This is a genomic window from Acinetobacter haemolyticus CIP 64.3 = MTCC 9819 (assembly GCF_000369065.1).
GTDB lineage: Bacteria > Pseudomonadota > Gammaproteobacteria > Pseudomonadales > Moraxellaceae > Acinetobacter > Acinetobacter haemolyticus.
This window is the reverse complement of record NZ_KB849809.1, coordinates 1-23,657: the sequence shown is the minus strand read 5'-3', so window position 1 is coordinate 23,657 and position 23,657 is coordinate 1. Positions and strand designations below refer to the sequence as shown.

Sequence of the window (23,657 nt, the reverse complement as noted above, 5' to 3'; positions counted from 1 at the left end):
TTACGGAATTAGGTCGACCACTTACCCAAGTTACGCCTTAAATTTGGCTCAATTAGGGGCGCTTTGCATTTCAAATCTTTGTGCAACAAAACCCCTATAATGCTAAAACAGGGCAGAGCTTTATGCTGCCTGATAGCTTTGCTGATTGTTATAGTGAACAGAAAGGCTTTACCGCAAACGATATTTTTTACCAAACAGACAGTCGTTTGGTCGTGGCAGTGGGGAGTCGTTATGGCAATCAGGAAATGTGTGAAACGGTGTATTACCATGTAGAAAATGATGGTTTTAAGCAAATTAAAAACGATTAAGATAAGAACATAAGATGTTTATACAAAAAGGAAAGCTCCGTTTTTCTCAAAAAGAAGTTTGGGACTTAGATACACATTTAGCAAAAATTATTCATGCAGGCTTAGTGCAGTTTAAACAATCGAAACGACAGGGTATTCCATCCGCATTTTTAGTAGAAAGTACCGCAGAGCATCCATTTGGTACAGCGACAGAGCAAACAGCACAAGCATGGGAAGAAGCCTTAAACCAAATGATCCATGCATTTTCACCACAACAGGATTATGAGGCAATTGAATCTAGTATTTATGATTTAAAAATGATCGAGGATGTAGATCGGCAAAGAAGCTCTGATGATTGTATTCCAATGAGGATGCTAACATTCCCCAAAGCTGGTTTTAATGAACAAGATATAGAAGCTTACAGAGAGCGTAAGCAACAATGGGAACAGATTGATCATTTGAAACGACAACAAGGTCGGGAGCTATTTGCGCAGTATTTTCATCATCTTTGGGATTGAAATGGTCAAAAAAATGGCTACCCCAAGGTAGCCATTTTGGTGTATCAGCGTTTTAAGCTTGTTGAATACCTGCGACAACCCAATCTTGTTGTGAACCAGCAGGTTTTACAAAATGCCAGATTTCAGTAAATGGCTGCGGTAAGCTATTTAAATCTTCACTGACTGTGCCGGTAAAACGAACGCTGACAATGTATTGACCATTCTCAGTCGTGCTTTCAGTCACCATTGCATTTAGATTGCTAAATTCCGCAACGTCTTGGTCTTGGTTTGCCATAATGTCTTGATACATAGACGCATATAAGTCAGGTGTTAAATAACGGCGAATTTCCTGAATATTGCTTGCTGTGTTCATAGATTGAATATGGTTGAAACGCTGACGTGCAACACGTAAAAAAGCAGCAGGTTCAGTGCCATCTGGTAATTGATTACCACTGCTCATGGTTGCACTACCAAATGGAGCTTGAGTCGGTGCATTACCAAATGGAGCTTGAGTCGGTGCATTACCAAATGGAGCTTGAGTCGGTGCATTACCAAATGGAGATTGTGTTGCAGCACCACCGCCAACTGCTTGACCAAAGATATTGGTATTGTCACCAGTTTGGCGAGCAGTTGGTTGTGAACTTTGACGGCTAAACTGGTTCGAGTTTGGGCCGCCATTGTTTGGAGCGTATGGGTTATTTGCTGCTAATTTTTTTTTTGCGCCTAATCTGCGGAACACAAAGAAGGCGGCTGCTGCTGCAAGTAACACCCATATCCAGCTTGGAAGCCCTTGTTTCTCTTCCTCCGCTGCTACAGCTTGCTGCTCGGTTTGTGCTGGGTCTTTATCATCAGCCATTGCATTTGCTGCTACTGCACCAAGTGCTGCACCAGCGACACCCGCAGCGACCATACCACCTACGCCAGGACCTGATTTTTGTGGTGCTGTAGCAGGTTGTTGTTGTGCTGGTGTTGCTTGACGTGGTTGCTGATAAGACTGATTATTTGCTGGCTGTGATTGACTTGAACTTGAACGGCTCATGCCATGGCTTTTACCGCCACCTGCACGCTTCGCTTCCGCAAGGGGTGCAGCAACCAAAGTTGCCATTAATAAAGCTGCCATCAAGCCACGCTGGTGTACTTGCATCGAAAATTCCTATTCAATTCCAATTTGTGAGTGTATTTATGCAGGTATTTGTGCAGAATTTCAATCAAAAAAGTATATTTTTTTATGTCAATTCATCACTCAATTGCATTGCCTCTGTCAAAGCTTCATGTAAACGCGCAACAGCAATCACCTGAATCCCGTCAATTGCTTTTTGCGGTGCATTGCCACGCGGTAAAATTGCATATTTAAAGCCATGTTTTGCTGCTTCTCGGAGACGTTCCTGACCATTTGGAACAGGACGAATCTCACCTGATAAACCGACCTCACCAAATACAGCGAGTTGTTGTGGAAGTGCCTTGCCCCGTAGGCTCGAAGCACAGGCAAGTAGAACAGCTAAGTCAGAACCTGTTTCCGTAATTTTTAATCCGCCAACAACATTGACATATACATCTTGTCCTGCAGTTTGTACGCCACCATGCCTGTGCATCACTGCGAGTAACATATTTAGGCGGTTTTGCTCTAAGCCAAGTGCAACACGACGTGGTTGTGTGTGTGCATCGTCTACCAGTGCTTGAACTTCAACGAGTAGGGGGCGAGTACCTTCACGGCTAATCATCACGATAGAACCGGGGATTGCTTCGTCATAACGACTTAAAAAGATTGCAGAAGGATTTGCAACTTCTCTTAACCCTTTGTCGGTCATTGCAAAGACGCCTAGCTCGTTTACTGCACCAAAACGGTTCTTTACCGCACGAATCATGCGATAACGTGAGTCAGTTTGCCCTTCAAAATACAAAACACAGTCCACCATATGTTCAAGCACACGTGGTCCAGCTAAAGCACCTTCTTTGGTTACATGCCCCACGATAAATAACGCCGTTCCACTATTTTTTGCAAAACGTGTGAGTAGGGCCGCAGATTCACGAATTTGTGAAACACCACCTGGTGCAGATTGTAGCGTCTCGGTATACAAGGTTTGAATGGAGTCTAAGATGGCAACCGCAGGGCGTTCTTGTGCCAGAACTTCACAAATACGTTCCACACAAGTCTCTGCCATAACCTTGAGTTGGTTGGTAGGTAAGTCTAGACGCTGTGCTCGTAAAGCAACTTGAGAAAGAGATTCTTCGCCAGTGACATAGAGCGCGGAGCTGTTCTTACTGGCCATATGAGTGGCTGTTTGCAGCAAAATTGTGGATTTTCCAATACCTGGATCACCACCGATAAGCACAACGGAACCCGTGACCAGACCTCCGCCCAACACTCGATCAAACTCACTTACACCTGTCGCTAAACGTGTTTCATGGGACACAGAAACTTGATTAAGTGTCGTAATATTGGCAACTTGCCCTGCATAGCCACCGATTTTAGGTTGAGCGCGATGTGTAACAGTCGGTTCGATACGTACTTCGACCAAACAGTTCCATTCACCGCATTCAGTACATTGCCCAGCCCATTTCGGATGATCAGCACCACATTGTTCACAACGGTAAACAGTTTTAATTTTTGCCATATTTAAAATTGAAAAATTTGTGTAAATTAGTTAAAAAGTAAAGTAAATACGAAGACGATGCGTCGAGTCCATTTTTTCTTGATAAGGATAAAGAAAAAGGGCGTTTTTTCGTACTATTACTGGTTAAAGGGAAGTGCTCAGAAAAATAACATGATATAAGACTTTTACAAGTAAGATACAGTGTGTTTTTGAGTTTAGATATTTCTTCAGTTCACTTTTTCCATGGAAGGTCTTTGAGCGTTTGTTCAATTCTTGTCGTGAAACTTAAGTTGAATGGCATAGATATTGCTCTTGCTCAGACAAATGGGAATTTAACAGTTGTTATATTTCCGACGTATATAAAAAAGGTTGATTTTTATGAGTGCAGCAGAAATTGTTGATTGGTTAAATAGTATTATCTGGAGTCCAGCGCTAATCTATCTATGTTTAGGCGCAGGTTTATTTTTCTCTATTCTGACTCGATTTGTCCAAGTGCGACAAATTAAAGAGATGGGAAGATTATTAATCAAAGGAACTTCCTCCGCGCAAGGTATTTCATCGTTCCAAGCTTTATCCGTTTCACTTTCAGGCCGTGTTGGTGTTGGTAATATTGCTGGGGTTGCTGCCGCAATTGGTTTTGGTGGTCCTGGTGCGGTATTTTGGATGTGGGTGGTTGCCTTTTTAGGTGCAAGTACTGCATATGTAGAGTCGACCTTAGGTCAGATTTATAAAGTTGAATATCAAGGACAGTACCGTGGTGGACCCGCATTTTATTTTGATAGAGGTTTAGGACAACGTTGGTTAGGGGTTTTATTTGCGATTGCCGCAATTATTTCTTGTGGTTTGTTCTTACCAGGTATTCAAGCGAATGCAGTAGGAAATGCATTTACACAAATTACGGGTGAAGGTGCTATTGTCTTTGGTAATGTAGGCACTTATAAGCTATTAGCACTTGCTGTGATTGTTATATTATTATCGGTCATTATCTTCGGTGGGATTAAGCGTATCGCTCGTTTTGCTGAGTTTGTCGTACCGTTTATGGCACTTGGTTATATTTTAATGGCAGTAATTATTGTTGCTATTAATATTCAAGAGCTGCCTGGTGTGATTAAAATGATTTTTGCAGATGCTTTTTCACCAATGGCAGGTGTTGGTGCTGCGATTGGCTGGGGGGTAAAACGCGGTGTTTACTCAAATGAGGCAGGTCAAGGTACAGGTCCTCATGCGGCGGCGGCGGCTGAGGTTCAGCATCCAGCACAGCAAGGTTTTGTACAGTCCTTTTCGATTTATATTGATACCTTATTTGTGTGTTCTGCAACGGCATTTATGATTCTGATTACAGGAACGTATAATGTTCAAGGCACGTTAGAAGCGGGGCAGTTCATCGTGCAAAATGTTGCAGCAGCAACTGAAATTGGTTCGCCCGCCTTTACTCAAATGGCTGTGAGCACAGTATTTGGTGGTTTTGGTCAAATCTTTGTTGCATTAGCAGTCTTCTTCTTTGCATTCACTACAATTGTTGCGTACTACTATATTGCTGAAACCAATATTACGTATTTGAGCTATATTACAAAAACACCTTCTTTATTATTTTTGACCAAGTGTTTTATCATTATGTCAGTTTCATACGGTGTACTTAGTGCAACTGGTTATATTTGGGGCATCGGTGATATTGGTGTTGGTTTAATGGCATGGATTAACATCATTGGTATTATCTTGACTTACTTCATCTGGAAGCCGACGATTAAAGCATTGCGTGATTATGAGAAGCAGCAAAAAGCTGGTGTAACTGAATTTACATTTGATCCAGTTAAACTTGGTATCCGTAATGCAACATTCTGGGAAGATCGCCTCAAGAATAAATCGAAAAAAGATTAAGTCTTGACGATATTCATCTTCATGTTCTACTTAAAAGCAGCCTATATGGCTGCTTTTTCGATTTTTACTTGAAATATTAATGAATATAGGCGATGAATTGGTAAGTGGAATGAAATAGCATATTCGTTCAGGACAAAATAAAAATAGCGTGTTGGATTGATCCAAAGTGATCTTGCGTGTCAGGTAACAATGAGTTGAATGCTATTAACAAAGAAAGCTATTTTTACAGTATTGGATCATTTCTTCAGAAATTGGCGTTTTTTTATGTTTAGACTTTAGCCTGTCGATTGATCACGCTATACTGCTGCGAATCGTAAAAGTTAGGTGCTCAGATGCGTCCAGTCATTTGTTCTATCAGTGTGTTACTGAGTTGTGTTGTTTTGACAGCATGTGGTCAGTCAGGTGCATTGCAATTACCATCTGATCCAAATCATGATAAACGTGCAAAATACTTGCTTTACAAGAATGAAACATCTCCAGCCAAAGTTTCTTCTGATGTAAATACAGAGGATAGCAAGGTAGATAACCAAACCGCACAACCTTCGACTCAATCTCAGACCACTTCACCTTAAGTTTGTATATAAGGACATCTTCATGAGTTTCACTCGCATTAATGGAGTATTGCATGCAGAGCAATGTTCATTAGACCAGCTCGCACAGCAATATGGCACACCTCTATATGTTTATTCCAAAGCAACTTTGGAAAAACATTATTTGGATATGGATCGTGCTTTTGATTTTATTGATCATCAAATCTGTTTTGCAGTGAAGTCAAACTCAAATATCGCTGTTCTCAATGTCTTGGCAAAATTGGGTGCAGGTTTTGATATTGTGACGGGTGGTGAACTTGCGCGTGTTTTAGCTGCTGGCGGCGATCCTGCGAAAATCGTATTCTCAGGTCTGGGTAAATCTGAAGCAGATATTGAGAAAGCATTAACCGTGGGTATTGCTTGCTTCAATGTAGAGTCACATGCTGAGTTGGATCGAATTCAAAAAGTTGCAGCAAAGCTCGGCAAAAAAGCACCGATATCGTTGCGTGTTAATCCTGATGTGGATGCAAAAACGCACCCGTATATTTCGACCGGCTTAAAAGAAAACAAGTTCGGTATTCCGAGCGATGCAGTTGATGCAACATATCAATATGCAGCGTCTTTATCAAATTTAGAGATCGTGGGTATTGATTGTCATATTGGTTCGCAGTTGACAGAAACCAAACCATTCGTTGATGCACTTGATCGCGTCATTTTAATGATTGAGCAGTTGAAAAAACTTGGGATCAACCTCAAACATATTGATATCGGCGGTGGTTTAGGTGTTTGTTATAAAGATGAAACACCGCCAACGGTGGCTGAATATGCAAATTCAATGCGTCCTGCTTTAGAAAAACTGGGTTTGAAAGTTTATATGGAACCGGGGCGAAGTATTTCTGCCAATGCAGGTGCTTTGCTGACCAAGGTTGATTTGTTAAAACCAACCAATCATCGTAACTTCGCGATTATTGATGCGGCAATGAATGACTTAATTCGTCCAGCGTTGTATGAGGCGTGGATGGATATTCAGTCAGTTAATCCAAATCCAGATGTTGAAGTAAAAACGTGGGATCTCGTCGGCGCTATCTGTGAAACTGGTGATTTTTTAGGTAAAGAGCGTAATTTGGCTCTACAAGAAAATGATGTGTTGGCTGTTTTGGGTGCTGGTGCATATGGTTTTGTGATGAGTTCAAATTATAATAGTCGTGGTCGAGCTGCCGAAGTAATGGTCAATGGCGATCAGGCCTATTTAATTCGCGAGCGCGAAACAATAGAATCACTCTGGGAAAAAGAGCGTTTGTTGCCTGAGGAGTAAATTGGATGTTTTTAGAATTTACCAAAATGCATGGTTTGGGCAATGATTTTATGGTCGTTGATCTCATTACCCAGCGAGCTTATCTAGATAGCGTGACGATTCAGCGTTTAGCAGATCGTCATTTTGGTGTGGGTTTTGATCAGCTTTTAATTGTTGAACCACCTGATTTTCCAGATGTTGACTTTAAATATCGTATTTTTAATGCGGATGGTTCCGAAGTTGAACAATGTGGAAATGGCGTCCGTTGTTTTGCACGTTTCGTTCATGAACGCCGTTTAACCACAAAAACCAAGATCCGTGTTCAGACCAAAGCGGGTATTGTAGAACCTGAGTTGGGGGCTAATGGTTGGGTTCGTGTCAATATGGGGCCACCAAAATTTCTTCCAGACGAGATTCCGTTTGTAACTCAAGTTGATGAAGATATTGAGGGTTTATACTCCTTAGAGCTTGCTGATGACAAGAGCATTAATATTGATGTCGTCAATATGGGCAATCCGCATGCAGTGACGATTGTTCCAGATGTACTAACCGCTGATGTAGCTGGAATTGGTCCACAAGTTGAATCGCATGTGCGTTTTCCAGAACGAGTCAATGCAGGCTTTATGCAAATTTTGGATGAAAAACACGTGCGTTTACGCGTGTTTGAGCGTGGTGTTGGTGAGACCTTAGCTTGTGGTACAGGTGCATGTGCTGCAGCCGTAAGCGGTATGCGTCGTGGTCTACTCGCGAATGAAGTTGAAGTTCAGCTTGCAGGCGGTAAGTTGCATATTGCATGGCGTGAAGGAGATGTGGTCTGGATGACGGGTCCAACAGCATATGTATATGAAGGGCGTTTGGATTTGAGATATTTTCAATCTTAATGCACTTAAGAGCATCAGATCATGGTGCTCTTTTTTATTTTAATAGTTTGAAGTTGCTGATGAAGAATAAAATTATTTTTTTACCGGGTGCATCTGGCGATCTAAATTTTTGGCAACCTGTAAGTGATTTGTTGCCTGATAAATATGACAAAGAAATTATAGGTTATCCTTCATTTGGTTGTGTTGAAGCAGATAAAAATATAGAAAGCTTCGAGGCATTGATTGATTATGTGGTCGGAAAAGTTCAACAAGAATGTGTGATCGTCGCTCAATCCATGGGTGGGATTTTTGCAGTTGTCTCTGCTTTAACTAAACCTGAATGGGTAAAAGGATTAGTATTGGTTGCGACGTCTGGTGGTATTCCGCTGGAGCCTTTTGATGTTCAAGATTGGCGTGAAGGGTATAGCCTGCATTTTTTAGAATATCCTGATTGGTTTGTGACAGCCAATATTGATTTTGACGCCGAGCTAGATTCAATTGATATTCCAGTATTGTTATTGTGGGGAGATCAAGATCCATTGAGTCCACCCACTGTCGGGGAATATTTAAATCAACGCTTTCCAAATGCTGAACTGCACATTATAAAGGATGGTGATCATCAGTTTGCTCATACACATGCACAGCAGGTCGCAGCATACATCAATACTTATTTGAATCGTCACGATTCAAATTAACGTTTACTAAACGCAAGTTTGAGTGCAAACAAAATAAAAATACTACCTGTAATTCGATCCATATAGCGAATAAATTTGGGTTGTTTCAAGTAATGCGAAACCGTTTGCATGGCATAGATGAGGAACATCGACCAGATAAAACCAATGACCACATGGATCATGACTAACCCCATCGTCCAAGCAATTGGTGAGGCAGATTGCGGAATAAACTGAGGTAGAAATGAAATATAAAAAATACCAACTTTAGGATTAAGCAAATTACCTAAAAAACCTTTAACAAACCAGTTCTGAGTTGAGTGAGTTATTTCTGTATTTGTAAGTTGTGCGCGAGGTTTTAGGAGCATATTCAATCCAAGCCATGCAAGATAGAATGCACCCATCCATTTTAGAATGTTAAAAGCCAGATCAGAAGTCATTAATAATGCCCCTAATCCGCCAGCCACGATAAGTCCCCAAGCAATACACCCTAAGTTAATTCCCAATGCTGCTTGAAAGGCTTTTAATTTTCCTTCGAGTGTTGCAGTACGAATAATCAAGGTTGTGTCTAGGCCAGGAGTGATCGTGAGGAGGGTAATTGCGATTAGGTAAGGGATTAGAATTGTTGTCATGGCAGTGGGCTAAAGTCTAATGCTTGAAATTTATTGTATTACAATGATCAATGATCTTCGAGATGTGTTTAATACTGAGAACAAACATTGCTAGAATATCACGATGTAGGAAATAGAATGGAGAAAGATTTGGAAGCTCCTGAAAAGCTGCTGTCGATGTGGTTAAAAGAACGAATTATTCAAAATCAGTCAGCGCATACTATTTCCGCTTATCAACGTGATCTATCTGATTTCTTTAGATTTTGTGAATATAAGCAATTGCAGCTACAAGACGTTGAAGCCTCAGATTTAAGAGAATATCTGGCATCTCGGGTAGAGCAGGACCAATTGAGCTCCAGTAGTTTGCAACGAAACTTGACGTCAATCCGTCAATTTATGAAATGGGCAGCGCAAGGACAATATCTACAACATAATCCATCTGCCGATCTTAAGTTAAAGCGCCAACCTAGACCTTTACCGGGTATGATTGATATCGAAACGGTCAATCAAATCTTAGATCAGGCTGCGCCAGAAAAACCGATTGATCAACAGCTATGGTTACGAGATAAAGCTATGCTGGAACTTTTATATTCAAGTGGATTGCGTTTGGCTGAACTGCAAGGTTTGACCATTAAGGATATTGATTTTAATCGCCAGCTATTACGTATTACGGGTAAGGGCAATAAAACCAGAATCGTTCCTTTTGGTACTAAAGCAAAACAAAGTTTGATTGAATGGCTGAAAATTTATCGCATTTGGCAAGGTAGCTTTATGGCTGACTCAGCAGTATTTATTTCTCAACGAGGGGGTGCCTTGATGCCGAGGCAGATTGAAAATCGAGTGAAATTACAAGCCCAGCGCGCAGGGGTGAATGTTGATTTACATCCACACTTGTTAAGACATTGTTTCGCGAGTCATATGCTTTCAGCGAGTAGGGATTTGCGCTCTGTACAGGAAATGTTGGGGCATAGTAATTTATCTACCACACAAATATACACCCATGTAGACTTTGATCAGTTAGCAAAAGTTTATGATCAAGCCCATCCTCGCGCACAAAAAAGTTAATTTTTGATATATTATGTTGCAAAATTGCTTGTTTAATAGTCGATGAATTTTCCACTTTCTCTAGAAAGTTCACTAATTCATGGTGCTTACTTTATTGCCAGTTTTTATATAAAGTTGAAGTCTGTTTAAAATGATGAGAAATGATCTGCCATAGATCATTCTAAATTGAAGAATAAAGTTTGTTTTAGGTCTTTGAATTATTTAAAAGATTAGAAAAATCAAAATGTAATATTCATTTTGCTGATAAATTTAAACCGCTAAATGAATAATTGTTTCAAATTAGTGAACTGGGCATTTCATCTTTTTTATTGTGCTAGCAGAAATTGTGACTTGACCGAAATGCCAAATACATTGCAAGATAGGGCACCTAAAAAGTTTCATTCGAAGAGTTAGAATACTCTTTACTACATTTACTTGCTTAGAACAGCCGAGGATTACATGAAGGCTCTTGTTGCTGTAAAACGTGTGGTTGATGCCAACGTTAAAGTTCGTGTTAAGCCGGACAATAGTGGGGTTGACCTTACTAACGTTAAAATGTCTATCAACCCATTCTGTGAAATCGCAGTTGAAGAAGCGGTTCGCTTAAAAGAAAAAGGGACGGTTACAGAAATCGTTGTTGTTTCAGTGGGTACTAAAGATGCTCAAGAACAAATCCGTTCTGCAATGGCTTTAGGTGCTGACCGTGGTATTTTAGTTGAAACTGCTGATGAAATTGGTGCTCTAGAAGTTGCTAAAATCCTCAAAGGCGTTGTTGATGCTGAGAAACCAGAACTTATTCTTCTTGGTAAACAAGCAATTGATGACGACTCTAACCAAGTAGGTCAAATGCTTGGCGCTTTACTTGGTGCTGGTCAAGGTACTTTCGCATCTGAAGTTAAAGTTGACGGCGGTAAAGTTCAAGTTACTCGTGAAATCGACGGTGGTTTACAAACTGTTGAGCTTGCACTTCCTGCAATCATCACAACTGACTTACGTTTGAATGAGCCACGTTATGCTGCTCTTCCAAACATTATGAAAGCTCGTAAGAAGCCACTTGATACTAAATCTCCTGCTGATTATGGCGTTGCAACTGGTACTAAACTTAAAACTGTTAAAGTTGAAGCACCTGCTGAACGTAAAGCTGGCGTACAAGTGAAGTCTGTAGACGAGCTTGTTGAAAAATTGAAAAATGAAGCGAAAGTGATCTAATACAGAAGGATACAATCATGAGTATTTTAGTTATCGCTGATCACAACAACCAGACACTTAACGGTGCAACTTTAAACGTTGTTGCGGCAGCTCAAAAAATCGGTGGTGATATTACTGTATTAGTAGCTGGTTCTGGCGCTCAAGCAGTTGCTGATGCTGCTGCTAAAGTTGCTGGTGTGAGCAAAGTATTACTTGCTGACAATGCTGCTTATGCAAACCAATTGGCTGAAAACGTAGCTGCTTTAGTTGCGGATTTAGCGAAAGGTTACAAATACGTATTAGCTGCTTCTACAACAACTGGTAAGAACATTCTTCCACGTGTTGCTGCACTTCTTGATGTAAGCATGATCACAGATATCATTTCTGTAGAATCTGCAAATACATTTAAACGCCCAATCTACGCTGGTAACGCGATTGCAACGGTTCAATCAGATGAAGCAATTATCGTTGGTACAGTTCGTGGTACAGCGTTTGATGCTGTAGCTGCTGAAGGTGGTTCTGCTGCTGTTGAAGCTGTTGCTGAAGCGAAAGATGCTGGTATTTCTAAGTTTGTAAGCGAAGAAATCGTGAAACTTGATCGTCCAGAATTAACTGCTGCGCGCATCGTTGTTTCTGGTGGTCGTGGTGTAGGTTCTGGTGAGAACTACCATAAAGTACTTGACCCATTAGCTGACAAGCTTGGTGCTGCACAAGGTGCATCACGTGCAGCAGTTGATGCTGGTTTCGTACCAAACGACTTCCAAGTTGGTCAAACTGGTAAAATCGTTGCGCCTGATCTATACATGGCGATCGGTATCTCTGGTGCGATCCAGCACTTAGCTGGTATGAAAGATTCTAAAGTTATTGTTGCTATCAACAAAGACGAAGAAGCACCAATCAACAGCGTTGCTGACTACTGGTTAGTTGGTGATTTGAACACTGTTGTACCAGAATTGGTATCTAAACTTTAATTCACTGAATTAAAGTTTAAAGCGCTCTTGCGCAGGCGGTTAAAGCGATGCTTTACTGCTCTGCTCAGGAGCGCTTTTTTATGTTAAAAATTATAATAAAAAATGGATCTAATTAATGAGTTATAGTTTTAAAAAATATTTTTTGATGTTGGCAAATTATAACGCTTGGGCGAATCAAAAATTATTCTCTGTTTTAAAAGACTTAAATGAAGACCAAATCAATCAAAATTGTGGGGCTTATTTCGAGTCATTGTTTCGTACAGTAAATCATATATTGGTTGCTGATATTTTATGGTTCGAGCGTATTCATGGGGTAGTGCAGTCTCAGTATGCTTTAGATGAGATTGTTCATGCAAACTTAGATTCGCTCACTAATGCGAGATTCCTTAAAGATCAAAGCATGATTGCATTCGTGCAGCAGCTTAATGATGAAGCATTTCATGGTACCATTTCTTACATACGACACGGGCAGCGCCATACTGAGCCTCTTATTGAAGTGCTCGCGCATGTCTTTAATCATCAGACCCATCACCGTGGTCAGCTGCATAGCATGATTTTTCAAATCACAGGCGTTTCATTAGCATTGGATTTAATATATTTCCAAAGAGAGCAAGCAGATTTATATCGCTAATTACATAAAAATGATCATAAATTTTAATTCGTAATCGACGTGAAGTAATGATTTTAAGATTAAAATTTTATGATGTTTTTGTACGTATTTTAGCCATCATATTAAAAAAATATTCTTGAAAGCTCACAATCAAAAAATATTTTTTAACTTACTAATTCTAATCAATTTTTTATTGTAAAAAAATGCTATTTTCAATGGGTTTAACTCCCTGTTAGTTGGTTGTTTATGCTATAATTTTTCGCTGTATTTTTTATTTTTAGTTCAATCTTTTTGAGCTAAATTTTTGCAAGATTGAAGACATAAAAACAGGTAGATGTTTCTATCTGTAAACAAGGAGTATGCATGAGCGTATCGGAAATCAGACCGATTGCCATTGAGGACGAACTCAAGCATTCATATTTAGATTATGCAATGAGCGTAATCGTATCTCGTGCATTGCCAGATGTGAGAGACGGTCTCAAACCTGTTCATCGTCGCGTATTATTCGCAATGCACGAATTGGGCAATGATTATAACAAAGCGTATAAAAAATCTGCTCGTGTAGTGGGTGATGTAATCGGTAAATATCACCCTCATGGTGATAGTGCAGTCTATGAAACGATTGTTCGTATGGCGCAAGATTTTAGCTTGCGTTATATGTTGGTCGATGGTCAAGGTAACTTTGGTTCTGTCGATGGCGATAGTGCGGCGGCAATGCGTTATACCGAAGTTCGCATGCAAAAGCTTACCCATGAAATTTTGGCCGACTTAGAAAAAGACACGGTTGATTGGGAAGATAACTACGACGGTTCTGAGCGTATTCCGCAAGTGATGCCTACTCGTATTCCTAATCTTTTGATCAATGGTACAACAGGTATTGCAGTAGGTATGGCGACCAATATGGCGCCGCATAATATGACTGAGGTCGTCAATGCTTGTTTAGCCTATGCCAATAATCCGAATATTTCTATTGAAGGATTAATGGAGCATATTACTGGTCCTGACTTCCCAACTGGCGGTATTATTTACGGTAAATCAGGTATTGTAGATGCTTATCGTACGGGTAAAGGTCGTCTTCATATCCGTGGTAAGTATCATTTCGAAGAAGATCAAAAAACGGGTCGTACGACTATCGTCTTTACTGAAATTCCATATCAGGTCAATAAAGCAAAAACGATTGAGCGTATAGCTGAACTAGTTAAAGAAAAGAAACTTGAAGGAATTTCTGAACTTCGAGATGAGTCAGATAAGGAAGGGATGCGTATTGCAATTGATTTGAAGCGTGGCGAAAACGCGGAAGTCATTGTAAATAATTTATTCTTACACACCCAACTGCAAAACTCTTTCAGCATCAATATGGTCTGCCTAGATAATGGTCAGCCAAAATTGATGAATCTTAAAGATATTATTGCGGCATTTATCCGTCACCGCCAAGAAGTTGTGACACGCCGCACCATGTATGAGCTTCGCAAAGCACGTGAACGTGGGCATATCTTAGAAGGTTTGACTGTTGCATTAGCGAATATTGATGCCATTATTGAAACCATTAAGACTTCTGCCAATCCTAGTGAAGCACGTGAGCGTTTACAGGCTGGTGAATGGGCTGGTGGTGGTGTTGTCGCACTTCTAGAAAAAGCTGGCGCTATTTCAGTTCGCCCAGATGAAATTGAAGGGGAAGATCCTGCACGTCCATTTGGTCTGTCAGGAGATATTTATCGTTTATCACCAACACAGGTGAATGCGATTCTTGAATTACGTTTACATCGTTTGACGGGTCTTGAACAAGATAAGTTGCACGCTGAATATACTGAGATTTTAGGTCAAATTGCTGAATTAACGGCGATTTTAAATGACTTTAATTTATTGATGAACGTAATTCGTGAAGAGCTTGCTTTAATCCTGCAACAGTATGGTGATGCACGCCGCACAGAAATCGTTGAATCTGGTGTTGATTTCTGTCGTGAAGACTTAATCCCTGAAGAACAAGTGGTCCTCACTGTTTCTCAAACAGGTTATGCAAAAACGCAACCACTTTCGGATTATCAAGCTCAACGTCGTGGTGGTCGTGGTAAATCTGCAACCTCAATGAAGGATGATGACATTATTCAGCATTTGATTGTTGCATCGAACCACGCGACAGTATTGTGCTTTACCAATGTTGGTAAAGTTTATCGCTTGAGAGTGTTTGAGGTACCTCAAGCCTCTCGTGGTGCTAAAGGACGCCCGATGGTGAACTTGTTACCATTGGAAGCGAATGAAACAATTACCGCGATCTTACCGTTGACGGAGTTCCCTGAAAATCACTATGTCTTTATGGCTACGGCATCAGGTACGGTTAAACGTGTTGAGTTAGAACAGTTTAGTAATGTTCGCTCTAATGGCTTACGTGCTATTGAGTTAAACGAAGAAGATACCTTGATCGGTGTTGCTATTACGGATGGTAATCAGCAGATCATGTTGTTCTCAAATGAAGGTAAAGCGATTCGTTTTGCTGAGACAGATGTTCGAGCAATGGGACGTACTGCGAAAGGTGTACGCGGTATGCGTGTTAGTTTCGCAAGTAACACGATCGACGTAGAAGATGCTGAAGTTGAAAATGATGACAGCGATGATAATGACGATTCTTCTGATTCTAATGTTGTAAGCCGTATTGTTTCACTTGTTGTTCCAGAAACAGGTGAAGTGTTATGTGCTTGTGCAAATGGATATGGTAAGCGTACTCCAGTTGATGACTTCCCGACCAAGAAACGTGGTGGTAAGGGTGTTATTGCGATTAAAACGAGTGAGCGTAATGGTGAGTTAATCAGTGCTGTATCGATTGATGAAACCAAAGAGCTGATGTTGATTTCTGATGGTGGTACTTTGGTTCGTACACGTGCAGCAGAAGTGGCAACCACAGGTCGTAACGCACAAGGTGTTCGTCTGATTCGATTGAGTGACGCTGAAACATTAGTTGGTGTTGTATCTATTGAAGCTGTAGAAGAAGACGAAGAGTTAGAGACTATAGAGCAATCAGTAGAAAATACTGAGCTTGATGCAGTAAATTCTGAGGAAGCTTTAGTAGAACCTAAAGATGATACTCCAGAAGCTTAAGTGATAAGTTGTTAAAAAAGGAAGCTAATTAGCTTCCTTTTTTATTGGCTTTAGCATGACTAAACGATAATAAGAGCAAGCCAACAAGATTCCACCAAGAGTTGCTAAATAAATCAGTTTAGGTATCACGATTGCTGTAGGTACTCCCATCTGATTTAATTGCACAAACATTTGAACACCATGTGTAGATGGAAGAGTCCAAGCTAAGTATTGCATCCATTCAGGCATAGCTGCATGTGGCCAAGCAGTACCTGTTAATAAGAAAAGAGGGACTGAGGTGACAACAATTAAATGTCCTACACGTTCAGGCATATCTACTAAAGATCCAACCAGCATCGCTAGACCGATAATACAACTTACATAAACTGGCGTTGCAAGCAGCGTTCCCCAGAAATTTCCACCATGAGGATAGTCATAAAGCCAAAATGTAAAACCGAAGAGATATAAACAACCAAGACAACCTATTGTGAGAATTGCTGTAAAAGTTGCCCAAAACTCGATTGGTTTTGCGATCCAACCTGATTCACGATAGCTCGCAATCAACATAGCCAGACCTAATAACAGTGTCTGATGAATAATTAAACTCGCAACAGCGGGAAAAATATAACTTCCATATCCAGATAATGTATTAAATAACGGAATATCGTGGATTGGCAGCTCAATTTCAAATTGGGAGGCTTCGCCAAATTTTTCCAAATGCTCTTTCAGTGTATATTCGATCGAGGTCGCAAGACCTGTAGCAGCTTCTTTAGTTTGTAAAAAATATGCTGTACTGAGATAAAGCCCAATCCCTCCCATTTCACCACGTCTGAGGCTTTGACTCAGGTTTTCTGGAAGTAATAAGATCGCTTCAGCTTTTTGGTTTTTCACCATTTGTTCTGCTTCAAGGAAGTTCCCTGTGACAGCCTGTATCTGGATATGGGGGCTACTAGCAGTTTGACTAATAATTTTAGAGCTTAAAACACTTTGTTCTTCATCAACAATCACGATCGGAATATTTTCTGCAACTTGCGCTTTATAGGCAGTTGGATAGAAAAAGCTATACATGAGGATAGAGGCAATCAGTGTGGTAAACACTGAGTTATTTTTCACAATATTTTTGAAAGTTTGTTTGTAATAAAAGAAAAATGATTTCATGAGTGAATCTCCTGAACATTTTTCCTCAATAAACGAAGACTTAATAAGCTAAATATCACTGCAAAAACGAGCAGAATAATGAAAGGTATAACTGAAATAATGACATCGCTTCCAATCACCCATTGCTCAGTTTGTAATTTTGCGTAAGGGGTAAATGGAATAATCATTGACCATAATTGTGTAAATGCAGGAGCATTATTTAAGGGGAGTGTGACACCTGCGAAACTCATGGATGAGCCACCATATAGTGCGATAAAACCAAAACTTTTAGGCAGGTCTTTGGTAGCTAAGATAACGCTACTGCTGATCATGGCATAGGCAAAATAAAACACAAACTGAGCGATCAAAAGAAAGCTAAGTGAGCCTGCGATAAAATAACCTTTGACCTGGCTGAGCCAGAACATCCAGCACCATGTCCAGAAACAAAAAATCAGCACATAAAGCAAAATTTTTCCAAAAAATCGAGAAACAATCTGTGTTGAACCTAGCCATTCTGCAAAGGTATGACGCTTAAATTCTTGCCCGATTGCGAATGCAATACAACAACACAGCAATAAATGGAGTACTGCAGGAACAATGAACGGTCCTAAAAATAGCTCATAACTCATGCTGGGGTTATATAGCATCGAGACTTTGACATGTGGCGTAGGGAATTCAGCATAAGGGATTTTATTTGCTAAATAACTGTTACCTAAATAGTCGCCAATGGCATTGAGGGTGCTACTTTGCATTGCTGAAGCAATGGTATTGCCAATAGTAAAAAAAGATTGGTTATACGCCATACTAATTTGAGCATTTTTTGCCTGAACAAGTCGTTGCTCCGCACCTTCAGGAATGAAAACAAAACCCCAAACCTGAGTACTATTAATCATACGTTCAACTTCGTCTTGACTTGAACTGATAGTCTTTACACTTAGACTTGGGTTAATACTGAGGTTATGAATGATTTGTCGGCTTAATTGGCTTTGATCTTGGTCAACAATGGCAATCGGTAAGTGCTCAGCTTTTCCAGCCGAAAGCATGCTGGTAAAAAAGATGATGATCAATAAAGGCATAATGATTGCCATAAATGCATCTACTTTATGGCATTTTAAATAACGCAACTCTCGAAGCATTGCAGCAAACATTGGTTATTTTGCCTCTTTAATTTTAAAAAGTACGCTCATTCCAACTTTAAGATCTGGAATAGATTGCTCAGGTACTAAGTGGAATTTAAAGCTGCGAATATCATAACCACCCGTTTGACGTGTGGTTTTAATGGTTGCAAAGTCTCCTTCAACATCAATGTTCTTCACTTTAAATGTGACTTTTTGATTCAGCGCAGGTACGAAACCATCTAAAGTTTTGTTTTGATATACACTTTCATACATATCTTCACGGACATTTAAACTGACCCACATCTCATGGTCTTCAATAATACTGACGACAGGCACACCAGTTGCGACTAACTCTGTTGGTTTGCCATAGGTTTTCGATACAGTACCGTCGACCGGTGAATAGAGCTTGGTTTCTTCTGTCAATGCATTTGCTTCTTTGACAGCAGCTTGTGCCATGGCGACTTTTGCATCGGCAGTTGATTTCTGTTGTTCGGTGCTACCACGTTTAGCGCGTGCATATTGTTGATATGACGCCTCAGCAGTTTCACGGGCAGAGGTTTGTGCCGCAAGCATCTCATCACGACGTTGACGAGAAATCACACCTTGTTGATAGAGGTTTTCACCTCGTTTATAGGTTGTTGCTGCAAGTTCTGCTTGCGTTTTTAAAGCTTGCCAGTTGGCATACAGAGTTTCAATAATTTCTTGTTGAGAACCACGATAAACGGTTGACTGGAATGCCATTGCACTTTGCAAGGCGGCTTGGGCTTGTTCTTTTTTGGCTTCAAGTTCGGGACTCACAAAGCGAATAAGCGCTTGCCCTTTTTTTACGGCTTGTCCTTCAGTTACATAAAATTCTTCGATACGACTAGCTACTTTGGTGCTGATGTTTATTGTTTCAGCTTCAACTCGTCCTTGTAATTCAACTGCTTGGGGTTGATATGCTTTCCATAAACCATATGCAATTAAGCCAAGCAAAATAAATACAATAATTAGACCAATAATTTTAGCTTTACCTTTCTGGGGTGGTTGCGCTGGTGGTTCCTGAGTATTTGATGGTGTAGCAGTCTTGTTAGTGTCAATTTGTTCTGTTGAAGATGCTTGCTCATTTACGACGTTAGTCGTTTGCGTTTCATCCGCTTTTGCCACGTTATCTGTATCGCGTTTTGAATTGGATGATGATTGATTTTGGCTCATAAATGTCTCCAATTAACGGATAAAATCAGTACGTGGTTGATTAACATAGAGCTTGAACTCGTCAATCGAGCCATAGCTTTGTAATAGGGTTGCTAAAGATAAAATATATTTATATGCATTGATTGCCATTTCACTTCTCAATGCATTCAATGCATTTTGTGCATCGATGACTTGAGTTGCAGTTCCCATACCTTCCTTAAAGGAAAGTTGTTGAATACGTAGATTCTCTTGTGCTGCTTTGGTGTTTTGTGTCAATAGTTGGTGGCTGGTTTGCGAAGCATTCAATTCGCTATAGGATTTGTACAGCACATTTTCAATTTCTTGCTTGGTACGTTCTGTCATGAGTTCTGCCGCATAACGTTTTAGTTCTGCTGCATGTACGTTTTTATTTATATCGACACCAGAGAATAAATTGTATTTTGCCATAACGCCAATGATCCAATTTTCTTTCTCATCTAAACCATATTCACCAAAAGCAAAGACACTTGGCTTTTTAGCTGCTTGCTGAATTCGGACATTTTCATTGGCTAGCTGTGTGTCCATTTGCAGTTTTTTGATGAGGCTTGAATTTTGGTCGTAGTTTGCAAGTAGCTTATCTAATGAATGATTTTGATCTGTATTTACGAATAGGGGAGTGCTGAGATTTAATGGCGCTTTAGTTTGCAATAAATTTTGTAAACTAAACTGACTCGCTTGTAGATTCGATTGTGCATTTTGATAGGTACGTTGCGCATTATTACGAGCAACTTCAAATTGCATGCGTTGTCCTTTATTTATAAAACCCTGCTTTTCTAACTTTAATGCATTGTCATAATGTTGTTGCATTGCATTTAGATTAAATAAACTGGTGCTTAATAATTGTTGCTGCAATTGCACATTAAAATAGGTCTGAATCATTTCAAAACGCTGAGAATCTTGTTGCTGTTTCTCACTGATGTCAGAACGCTTGGATTGAATACTGGCAATTTGTTTGGCACTACTGATTTTTCCACCTGTATAAAGTGGCATGACCATAGAAACAGATGTTCTCACATCATGATCTTTAATGGTGACATCTAAATTATTGGGTACTTTATTTAATCCATCACTGACGGTTTGATCAAAACCTTGGCTGACTTGATCGATGACTTCTGGTGGGAACACATTTCCCCATTGAGATAATTTGTCATCAAAACCACGTGTAAGTGAGTTTTCTAATCGGCGTTTACTTGACTCTAAAGGAACACTTGTTTCACTATGAAAAGAATAAGCACGTGCATTTAAATCAATTCGCGGAAGCCCTAAATGTTTGACAGCTTCCATCTCTAAGCGAGATGCTTGTTGAAGTGCCTGCTGGGCTTGAGTTGAATATGCATTTTCTACGACAAATTTCTCTGCTTCACTATAGCTGAGTGTCTGAGCAAGTGTAGATGTAGAAAATAAGGCATAACTGATTAAACTAATACAGAGACTTAGCTGTTTTGGAAACCGTGTGACCTTAGAACTCGGTCGATTATGTCGCTTCAACATTATGGTATGTCGCACTTTAATAATATCCTGAGTGAGTCTAAATTCTTTTTATAAAATTAAAATAATATTTTTTAATTAAATAGTTATATTGCTGATGTTGATGTATCAAATTTGTAAAAAGTAGAGTTTTTAAGGGCTTTGTTGCACAAACCTATCTGTAAAAGCTTTTTCAGCGATATAATTTTCAAATGAAGAAGCCTACACACAAAATCTACCGCACAACCAATTGGCCCGCATATAACCGAGCACTCATGAGTCGCGGAAATATTGCCATTTGGTTTGATCCTGCTACGCAATGGTATGCTCCATCAAAAGGCAAACAAGGGCGAAATCAAACCTACTCCGACGCAGCTATCCAATGCTGCTTAATGATTAAATCCTTATTCCGTCTATCTTTACGTATGGTCACTGGCTTTGTGCAAAGTCTGATTAAACTTTGTGGATTAAATTGGACCGCACCAGATTACAGTACGCTTTGTAGAAGACAAAAGCATATTGATATTGCAATCAGCTACCAAAAAAGTAGCGATGGGCTGCATCTACTCATAGACTCTACAGGCATGAAGTTTCTAGGTGAGGGCGAATGGAAACGCAAGAAACATGGACCTGAATATCGTCGCCAATGGCGTAAACTACATATTGGTATAGATGCTGAAACCCTTCAAATACGCGCTATTCAACTCACTACAAATAATGTCAGTGATTCACAAGTGCTTGGTGATTTACTCGATCAGATTCCACAAGATGAGCAGATTGACTCTGTTTATACCGATGGAGCTTATGACACCAAGCAATGCCGTCAGGTCATTGCAGATCGGCAAGCGCATGCGGTGATTCCACCTAGAAAAAATGCGAAACCATGGAAAGATACAAAGATCAGCTCGCTAGAACGAAATGAATTACTTCGAACAGTTAAACGTTTAGGCAGGAGACTATGGAAAAAATGGTCAGGCTATCATCGACGAAGTTTGGTGGAAACCAAGATGCATTGCATTAAATTATTAGGCGATAAATTAATGGCAAGAAGCTTTCCTAGTCAGGTGAATGAAATTCATGCACGTGTAGCAGTCCTCAACAGGTTTACGGAATTAGGTCGACCACTTACCCAAGTTACGCCTTAAATTTGGCTCAATTAGGGGCGCTTTGCATTTCAAATCTTTGTGCAACAAAACCGTTTTTAATCTAAATATATTTCCTGAAAATTAGATAATTTGCTCATAAATAAATAGAAACGGTTGTTGTTAAAATCAGTCAAATACCCAAAGATGATTGAAATATTTATTGGATAAGCTGCTGCAAGCTACGTCAATCTGTGCTTAAATTCCTATCTCAATTTGTTTCACTTTGACAAGGGAAAATTCATGCGTGCTTATAATTTCTGCGCTGGTCCTGCTGCATTACCTACTGCCGTTTTAGAAAAAGCTCAACAAGAAATGTTGGATTGGCAGGGTAAGGGGCTGTCGATCATGGAAATGAGTCATCGTAGCAATGATTATGTTGCTGTTGCGGAAAAGGCGGAAGCTGATTTACGCAAACTCATGAATATTCCTGAGAATTATAAAGTGCTGTTCTTACAAGGTGGCGCATCTCTCCAATTCTCGGCGATTCCGCTCAACTTGTTGGGTAAGAATAACAAAGCTGATTATATCCATACTGGAATTTGGTCTGAGAAGGCATTAAAAGAAGCAAAGCTCTACGGCGATGTAAATGTTGTAGATGCGGCCACTTTGATTGATGGCAAACATGCAATCACAGAACAAAGTACTTGGAATCTTTCAAATGATGCAGCATATGTGCATTATGCTGATAATGAAACCATTGGTGGTTTGCAGTTCGCAGATGTTCCAAATGTAACCGCGCCGTTGGTTTGTGATTATTCATCTAGTATTTTGTCTGCACCCGTAGATGTAAATAAATTTGGACTCATTTATGCGGGCGCACAAAAGAATATTGGTCCTGCTGGATTAACTATTGTGATTATCCGTGATGATTTATTGGATCAAGCAAAACCTGAAATTCCAAGCATTCTAAAATATGCAGACCAAGCCAAGAATGGTTCTATGGTGAATACACCAGCAACTTATGCTTGGTATTTGGCTGGTTTGGTTTTTGAATGGTTGCTAGACCAGGGTGGGGTAGATGCGATTCATAAAGTGAATCAAGAAAAAGCAAAACTACTTTACGGTTATATTGATGCTAGCGATTTCTATAATAACCCGATTGCAGTAGCAAATCGTTCAATGATGAATGTTCCTTTCACTTTGGCAGATGAGGCACTGGAAAAAACCTTCTTGAAAGAAGCTGAAGAAAATCATCTGCTTAATTTGGCAGGACATCGCTCAGTGGGTGGTATGCGTGCAAGTATCTACAATGCTGTTCCATTGGAAGGTGTGCAGGCACTTGTGAACTTTATGGATGAATTTGCTAAACGTCATGGTTAAGTAATAAAGTTTATTTAAAATAAAAGCCCTCAAAACTGAGGGCTTTTATTATTTTACATTATGTCCCGTCCTGAAATAAGTATACACCTTAAGAGGCTTATTTTATGGAATATGAAAAAGAACAACGAGTTAAACGAACACAACGAGATTA

The 23,657-nt window shown here is 39.9% G+C and carries 21 protein-coding genes; 14 read left to right on the top strand and 7 right to left on the bottom strand.

The window, feature by feature from the left end; all coding sequences use genetic code 11:
- Nucleotides 1-122 precede the first annotated feature (122 nt).
- The gene (locus F927_RS13995; protein ID WP_005086204.1) at nucleotides 123-308 is read left to right on the top strand and encodes a hypothetical protein; all 186 of its coding nucleotides are present in this window, start codon (nucleotides 123-125) and stop codon (nucleotides 306-308) included.
- A gap of 14 nt (nucleotides 309-322) precedes the next feature.
- Nucleotides 323-805 (top strand): hypothetical protein, encoded by a 483-nt coding sequence (locus tag F927_RS13990; RefSeq protein WP_005086203.1) that lies wholly within the window; start codon nucleotides 323-325, stop codon nucleotides 803-805.
- Nucleotides 806-857: 52 nt separating this feature from the next.
- Here the strand turns inward: F927_RS13990 and F927_RS13985 are convergent, their stop codons facing one another.
- Together F927_RS13985 and radA are read right to left on the bottom strand one after the other, a co-directional pair.
- Nucleotides 858-1,928 (bottom strand): Tim44 domain-containing protein, encoded by a 1,071-nt coding sequence (locus F927_RS13985; RefSeq protein ID WP_005086202.1) that lies wholly within the window; start codon nucleotides 1,926-1,928, stop codon nucleotides 858-860.
- 82 nt (nucleotides 1,929-2,010) lie between these two features.
- Nucleotides 2,011-3,399 (bottom strand): DNA repair protein RadA, encoded by a 1,389-nt coding sequence (gene radA, locus F927_RS13980; protein ID WP_005086199.1) that lies wholly within the window; start codon nucleotides 3,397-3,399, stop codon nucleotides 2,011-2,013.
- Between the two features lie 357 nt (nucleotides 3,400-3,756).
- Between radA and F927_RS13975 the strand changes: the two genes are divergently transcribed.
- From F927_RS13975 to F927_RS13955, 5 genes are all read left to right on the top strand, one after another.
- Nucleotides 3,757-5,256, top strand: a complete 1,500-nt coding sequence (locus tag F927_RS13975; RefSeq protein WP_005086196.1) for an alanine/glycine:cation symporter family protein — start codon at nucleotides 3,757-3,759, stop codon at nucleotides 5,254-5,256.
- Nucleotides 5,257-5,588: 332 nt separating this feature from the next.
- On the top strand, nucleotides 5,589-5,828 hold the full coding sequence (lptM, locus tag F927_RS13970; protein WP_005086194.1) for an LPS translocon maturation chaperone LptM: 240 nt from the start codon (nucleotides 5,589-5,591) through the stop codon (nucleotides 5,826-5,828).
- A gap of 22 nt (nucleotides 5,829-5,850) precedes the next feature.
- Nucleotides 5,851-7,101 carry a diaminopimelate decarboxylase gene (lysA, locus tag F927_RS13965; protein ID WP_005086193.1) on the top strand — a complete coding sequence of 417 codons (1,251 nt, stop codon included), beginning with the start codon at nucleotides 5,851-5,853 and terminating at the stop codon, nucleotides 7,099-7,101.
- A 5-nt stretch (nucleotides 7,102-7,106) separates the two neighbouring features.
- Entirely contained in the window at nucleotides 7,107-7,961 is an 855-nt protein-coding gene (dapF, locus tag F927_RS13960) for a diaminopimelate epimerase (protein WP_005086192.1), read from the top strand.
- Between the two features lie 59 nt (nucleotides 7,962-8,020).
- On the top strand, nucleotides 8,021-8,635 hold the full coding sequence (locus F927_RS13955; RefSeq protein WP_020846361.1) for an alpha/beta fold hydrolase: 615 nt from the start codon (nucleotides 8,021-8,023) through the stop codon (nucleotides 8,633-8,635).
- On the opposite strand, the gene F927_RS13950 is transcribed toward F927_RS13955, so the two are convergent.
- Nucleotides 8,632-9,243: a LysE family translocator gene (locus tag F927_RS13950; protein ID WP_005086190.1), complete on the bottom strand. Its 612-nt coding sequence runs from the start codon at nucleotides 9,241-9,243 to the stop codon at nucleotides 8,632-8,634. The two genes, F927_RS13955 and F927_RS13950, sit on opposite strands and share 4 nt — an antisense overlap.
- 156 nt (nucleotides 9,244-9,399) lie before the next feature.
- Here F927_RS13950 and xerA point away from each other — a divergent pair, with 156 nt between their 5' ends.
- From xerA to gyrA, 5 genes are all read left to right on the top strand, one after another.
- Nucleotides 9,400-10,287: a site-specific tyrosine recombinase/integron integrase gene (gene xerA, locus F927_RS13945; RefSeq protein WP_161414287.1), complete on the top strand. Its 888-nt coding sequence runs from the start codon at nucleotides 9,400-9,402 to the stop codon at nucleotides 10,285-10,287.
- Between the two features lie 438 nt (nucleotides 10,288-10,725).
- Complete coding sequence (locus tag F927_RS13940; protein WP_005086189.1) at nucleotides 10,726-11,475, top strand: electron transfer flavoprotein subunit beta/FixA family protein; 750 nt, start codon at nucleotides 10,726-10,728, stop codon at nucleotides 11,473-11,475.
- 17 nt (nucleotides 11,476-11,492) lie between these two features.
- The gene (locus F927_RS13935) at nucleotides 11,493-12,425 is read left to right on the top strand and encodes an electron transfer flavoprotein subunit alpha/FixB family protein (RefSeq protein ID WP_004952903.1); all 933 of its coding nucleotides are present in this window, start codon (nucleotides 11,493-11,495) and stop codon (nucleotides 12,423-12,425) included.
- A 115-nt stretch (nucleotides 12,426-12,540) separates the two neighbouring features.
- Complete coding sequence (locus F927_RS13930; protein ID WP_005086188.1) at nucleotides 12,541-13,056, top strand: DinB family protein; 516 nt, start codon at nucleotides 12,541-12,543, stop codon at nucleotides 13,054-13,056.
- Between the two features lie 342 nt (nucleotides 13,057-13,398).
- On the top strand, nucleotides 13,399-16,128 hold the full coding sequence (gyrA, locus tag F927_RS13925) for a DNA gyrase subunit A (RefSeq protein ID WP_005086186.1): 2,730 nt from the start codon (nucleotides 13,399-13,401) through the stop codon (nucleotides 16,126-16,128).
- Between the two features lie 24 nt (nucleotides 16,129-16,152).
- Here the strand turns inward: gyrA and F927_RS13920 are convergent, their stop codons facing one another.
- From F927_RS13920 to F927_RS13905, 4 genes are read right to left on the bottom strand one after another with little or no spacing between them, the layout of a single operon-like run.
- Nucleotides 16,153-17,265: an ABC transporter permease gene (locus F927_RS13920; protein ID WP_004682706.1), complete on the bottom strand. Its 1,113-nt coding sequence runs from the start codon at nucleotides 17,263-17,265 to the stop codon at nucleotides 16,153-16,155.
- Nucleotides 17,262-18,392, bottom strand: coding sequence for an ABC transporter permease (locus F927_RS13915; protein WP_004640160.1), 1,131 nt, complete (start codon nucleotides 18,390-18,392; stop codon nucleotides 17,262-17,264). The genes F927_RS13920 and F927_RS13915 overlap by 4 nt, the downstream gene beginning before the upstream one ends.
- Nucleotides 18,393-18,395: 3 nt before the next feature.
- Nucleotides 18,396-19,556 carry an HlyD family secretion protein gene (locus F927_RS13910; RefSeq protein WP_004757626.1) on the bottom strand — a complete coding sequence of 387 codons (1,161 nt, stop codon included), beginning with the start codon at nucleotides 19,554-19,556 and terminating at the stop codon, nucleotides 18,396-18,398.
- A 12-nt stretch (nucleotides 19,557-19,568) separates the two neighbouring features.
- Nucleotides 19,569-21,065 (bottom strand): TolC family protein, encoded by a 1,497-nt coding sequence (locus tag F927_RS13905; RefSeq protein WP_008941743.1) that lies wholly within the window; start codon nucleotides 21,063-21,065, stop codon nucleotides 19,569-19,571.
- Between the two features lie 188 nt (nucleotides 21,066-21,253).
- Between F927_RS13905 and F927_RS13900 the strand changes: the two genes are divergently transcribed.
- Both F927_RS13900 and serC read left to right on the top strand, forming a co-directional pair.
- The gene (locus F927_RS13900; RefSeq protein ID WP_020846310.1) at nucleotides 21,254-22,186 is read left to right on the top strand and encodes an IS5-like element IS17 family transposase; all 933 of its coding nucleotides are present in this window, start codon (nucleotides 21,254-21,256) and stop codon (nucleotides 22,184-22,186) included.
- 240 nt (nucleotides 22,187-22,426) lie between these two features.
- A complete protein-coding gene (serC, locus tag F927_RS13895) occupies nucleotides 22,427-23,506 on the top strand; it encodes a 3-phosphoserine/phosphohydroxythreonine transaminase (RefSeq protein WP_005086184.1) in 1,080 nt (359 codons plus the stop codon).
- The last annotated feature ends 151 nt before the right edge of the window (nucleotides 23,507-23,657 follow it).

Excerpts from the sequence above, each read along its gene's own strand:
- F927_RS13995 (WP_005086204.1), top strand. The coding sequence starts at position 123 with ATGCTGCCTGATAGCTTTGCTGATTGTTATAGTGAACAGAAAGGCTTT.
- F927_RS13990 (WP_005086203.1), top strand. The coding sequence starts at position 323 with ATGTTTATACAAAAAGGAAAGCTCCGTTTTTCTCAAAAAGAAGTTTGG.
- F927_RS13985 (WP_005086202.1), bottom strand. The coding sequence starts at position 1,928 with ATGCAAGTACACCAGCGTGGCTTGATGGCAGCTTTATTAATGGCAACT.
- radA (WP_005086199.1), bottom strand. The coding sequence starts at position 3,399 with ATGGCAAAAATTAAAACTGTTTACCGTTGTGAACAATGTGGTGCTGAT.
- F927_RS13975 (WP_005086196.1), top strand. The coding sequence starts at position 3,757 with ATGAGTGCAGCAGAAATTGTTGATTGGTTAAATAGTATTATCTGGAGT.
- lptM (WP_005086194.1), top strand. The coding sequence starts at position 5,589 with ATGCGTCCAGTCATTTGTTCTATCAGTGTGTTACTGAGTTGTGTTGTT.
- lysA (WP_005086193.1), top strand. The coding sequence starts at position 5,851 with ATGAGTTTCACTCGCATTAATGGAGTATTGCATGCAGAGCAATGTTCA.
- dapF (WP_005086192.1), top strand. The coding sequence starts at position 7,107 with ATGTTTTTAGAATTTACCAAAATGCATGGTTTGGGCAATGATTTTATG.
- F927_RS13955 (WP_020846361.1), top strand. The coding sequence starts at position 8,021 with ATGAAGAATAAAATTATTTTTTTACCGGGTGCATCTGGCGATCTAAAT.
- F927_RS13950 (WP_005086190.1), bottom strand. The coding sequence starts at position 9,243 with ATGACAACAATTCTAATCCCTTACCTAATCGCAATTACCCTCCTCACG.
- xerA (WP_161414287.1), top strand. The coding sequence starts at position 9,400 with ATGTGGTTAAAAGAACGAATTATTCAAAATCAGTCAGCGCATACTATT.
- F927_RS13940 (WP_005086189.1), top strand. The coding sequence starts at position 10,726 with ATGAAGGCTCTTGTTGCTGTAAAACGTGTGGTTGATGCCAACGTTAAA.
- F927_RS13935 (WP_004952903.1), top strand. The coding sequence starts at position 11,493 with ATGAGTATTTTAGTTATCGCTGATCACAACAACCAGACACTTAACGGT.
- F927_RS13930 (WP_005086188.1), top strand. The coding sequence starts at position 12,541 with ATGAGTTATAGTTTTAAAAAATATTTTTTGATGTTGGCAAATTATAAC.
- gyrA (WP_005086186.1), top strand. The coding sequence starts at position 13,399 with ATGAGCGTATCGGAAATCAGACCGATTGCCATTGAGGACGAACTCAAG.
- F927_RS13920 (WP_004682706.1), bottom strand. The coding sequence starts at position 17,265 with ATGAAATCATTTTTCTTTTATTACAAACAAACTTTCAAAAATATTGTG.
- F927_RS13915 (WP_004640160.1), bottom strand. The coding sequence starts at position 18,392 with ATGTTTGCTGCAATGCTTCGAGAGTTGCGTTATTTAAAATGCCATAAA.
- F927_RS13910 (WP_004757626.1), bottom strand. The coding sequence starts at position 19,556 with ATGAGCCAAAATCAATCATCATCCAATTCAAAACGCGATACAGATAAC.
- F927_RS13905 (WP_008941743.1), bottom strand. The coding sequence starts at position 21,065 with ATGTTGAAGCGACATAATCGACCGAGTTCTAAGGTCACACGGTTTCCA.
- F927_RS13900 (WP_020846310.1), top strand. The coding sequence starts at position 21,254 with ATGAAGAAGCCTACACACAAAATCTACCGCACAACCAATTGGCCCGCA.
- serC (WP_005086184.1), top strand. The coding sequence starts at position 22,427 with ATGCGTGCTTATAATTTCTGCGCTGGTCCTGCTGCATTACCTACTGCC.